The following is a 2,630-nucleotide window of genomic DNA, read 5'->3' on the forward strand; positions in this document are numbered from 1 at the left end:
TGTTGGATAAGGTTTTTAGGCTTTTTTGACCTCAAAAAGTGCCTAGCATTGGAGTGATCGGGGGTAAAATTCCTGGACTTTTTCCCTGAAAATTAGGTAATTGACCACCTGAAAATGAGTAAAACCCCACACCCCACACCCTGCCACCGGGAAAAACTTTTTCAGCAGACCCTAAGTACCACCTCACCTCAAATCTAGAGAACTAACGCTCTTTTAATACCATAATTCCGGGATCAGGTCATAATAACCAGCTTGGGTCGGTGGGTAAATACCCGCTTCGATTTTTTCGATAATAGTCGGCCAAGCTTGCCTAAAAGCGGCAGAGCGCTCGTTGGGGTGCAGAGTCCAACCCTTGGCATTGGTGAGAGTGGCGCGATAGTAGTTGCTTTGTTCTAGGGAGCGAGAAACCATAATTTCCCAAGAGTCGAGTTTTCCTTTGCCAGTCACAATATTGCCCCAAGCTTTTAAACCATCGGGTAGATAATCGAGAAAGGTATTTTTATAAGAGCGCCAGAGGGGGGTGATCGGTAAAAGGCGATCGTAGCGACGACAATTAAGTAGATAGGCACGACTACCAAAAAATTTAAATTGATAGAATCCATCGGGATTTTTCGTGCAGGGATGGGCAGAATCAATCGTACCATCGGGCCGCGGCGGACCGGACAAAGGACGCACAAACATCATTTCTGGATGGGTTTCCATTAACTCGATCCCTTCGCGAATCCAACTGTAATCCGGTTCTTGGTAGAGCATCATGTCGCTGTCATAATGGACCATATAATCGCTGCGACAGGACTCGATTTTGAAGATCGAGCCGAAAATCGGATAACCTTTGTAGTTATGGGTGGAACGGAGGGGACTGCCGAAATGCTTTTGATAGATGCGCTGACGATAGCTGGGATCGTAGTTAAAATCCACTAGGCGATCGATTATGCCATCTTTAACTAATTTTTCACCACAGGCTCTTAACTCCTCCATTGTACCCAGTCCGGGGCGATTAACCTTTTCCCCGCTTAAAGGGGCCGTGTCAATAGCGAGTACCTTTTCCTCGAAGGGAAACTGACTCATTTTGACTAGATGGGGAATAGTGTTCATCATAAACCAGACATCGGTTCGCGCCGTAAAAAACCAGAGCGAACAACTTGGCAATCCCATTTTGTATAAACCTCACTTTTGTTTGGGTCTTAAATGGGATACATTATAGGGGAATCTTCGCGACAAGTTGACACAATTCCTTATTAACCTATGACTATAGCCCTCGATCGCTTACCCCAATCTTGGCAGGGTTTAACCCATCGTTTAACTTATAAGTATTTTCAGGTACGCATTGATACACCCAAAGACCCCTATAAAATTCTCTTTCGTCCCCAACCCTATCAGGTTTTATTTATTCTTAGCCATATGCGATCGGGTTCGTCTTTATTGACCCATATCCTCAATTCTAATCCTGAAATTATCGGTTTTGGCGAAACTCATCTGGTTTATGAGAGTGAAGAGGATTTTAAAACTTTAATGTTTCAACTCTACTGGCGGTTGAAAGATTTAAACATGAATCATAAATATATTTTAGATAAAGTTCTTCACGATCAGAAGTTTTTAGATCATAGTTTTTTGCAATCTGATCCGGTTAAGACCATATTTTTACTACGAGAACCGCAGCGCACTTTAGCTAGTATTCTAGATATTAAACCGCATCAAAACGAGCAGCACGCCCTGGGTTATTATACCGGTCGTTTAGCCACCTTAGAAAGTTATGCTCAATTAATTAACAGCAAAGAAAAGAGTTTATTTATCACCCACGATCAGGTATTAAACCAAAGTCAATTGGTCTTTAATGGTTTACAGAGTCATCTCGATACTAAAACGGGATTTTCTGAAGAATATCGAGTTTTAAAAACCACTGGCAGCCGCGGTATAGGAGATTCTTCCGAGAATATCAAAGCGGGTAAAATTATTAAACAAGCCAGAAAATTAGATATAGAAATTTCCGACGCTGTTTTAACCCAAGCCCAAAAAGCCTACGATCGATGCTACGAAACCCTCAGCCATTATTGTCATTGTATCTAAACTGAATTGGGTATTAGTAATAGCCTTGATTCTCTCCTCCGAGTCCCAAGAAAATACCCCTAACTCAACTCTAAGTTGAGCATTTAAAAGGTCTGATTAGCCTTCAATATTAGCAATTGTAAAGCCCATCTGACACTCGTAGAGATTGGGCTGTTGGCTTCCTCCTTTACCCAAGGAGTGACCACAGCCTAGTTTACCCTCTCGCCACCGGGGTTGTCCCTGCTGGTTGGCTAAAAGACAGCCCTGACAGACAGAACCCGTATCGAGAATGTGTTCGTCGGTTAAAATCACTAACATGACGTTCACCCCCATTGATCTCCGATCACTTTTGTCTCTATTGTAAGAGGTTTTTTCTGAGATGTAGTGGCGCGCTATACATTCCGCTACTTTTTGGTTTTTTTTCGCCTGGACTCTTCTTATCAGAAGATTAGTCCTTCAAAAGGGATAGTCATTTCAGATAAGTCTGATACGATTCAATCTTAATTGAAGTGACTATAATTAGGGCTTGCTGAATAAATCTAAAAACCTTGTTGGATAAGGCTTTTAGACTTTTTTGACCTCAA

General features: G+C 42.2%; 3 protein-coding genes. 1 reads left to right on the forward strand and 2 read right to left on the reverse strand.

Annotated elements, in window-relative coordinates:
* Window positions 1-213: 213 nt before the first annotated feature.
* The gene (locus PX636_RS07290; RefSeq protein ID WP_002795839.1) at window positions 214-1,155 is read right to left on the reverse strand and encodes a hypothetical protein; all 942 of its coding nucleotides are present in this window, start codon (window positions 1,153-1,155) and stop codon (window positions 214-216) included.
* A 90-nt stretch (window positions 1,156-1,245) separates the two neighbouring features.
* Between PX636_RS07290 and PX636_RS07295 the strand changes: the two genes are divergently transcribed.
* Window positions 1,246-2,067, forward strand: coding sequence for a sulfotransferase family protein (locus PX636_RS07295; protein WP_002795838.1), 822 nt, complete (start codon window positions 1,246-1,248; stop codon window positions 2,065-2,067).
* 96 nt (window positions 2,068-2,163) lie between these two features.
* On the opposite strand, the gene PX636_RS07300 is transcribed toward PX636_RS07295, so the two are convergent.
* Window positions 2,164-2,364, reverse strand: a complete 201-nt coding sequence (locus tag PX636_RS07300; protein ID WP_002735656.1) for a hypothetical protein — start codon at window positions 2,362-2,364, stop codon at window positions 2,164-2,166.
* Window positions 2,365-2,630: the final 266 nt, after the last annotated feature.

Origin of the sequence: Microcystis sp. M53598_WE2 (genome assembly GCF_030067735.1) — a bacterium.
GTDB classification, from domain to species: domain Bacteria; phylum Cyanobacteriota; class Cyanobacteriia; order Cyanobacteriales; family Microcystaceae; genus Microcystis; species Microcystis aeruginosa.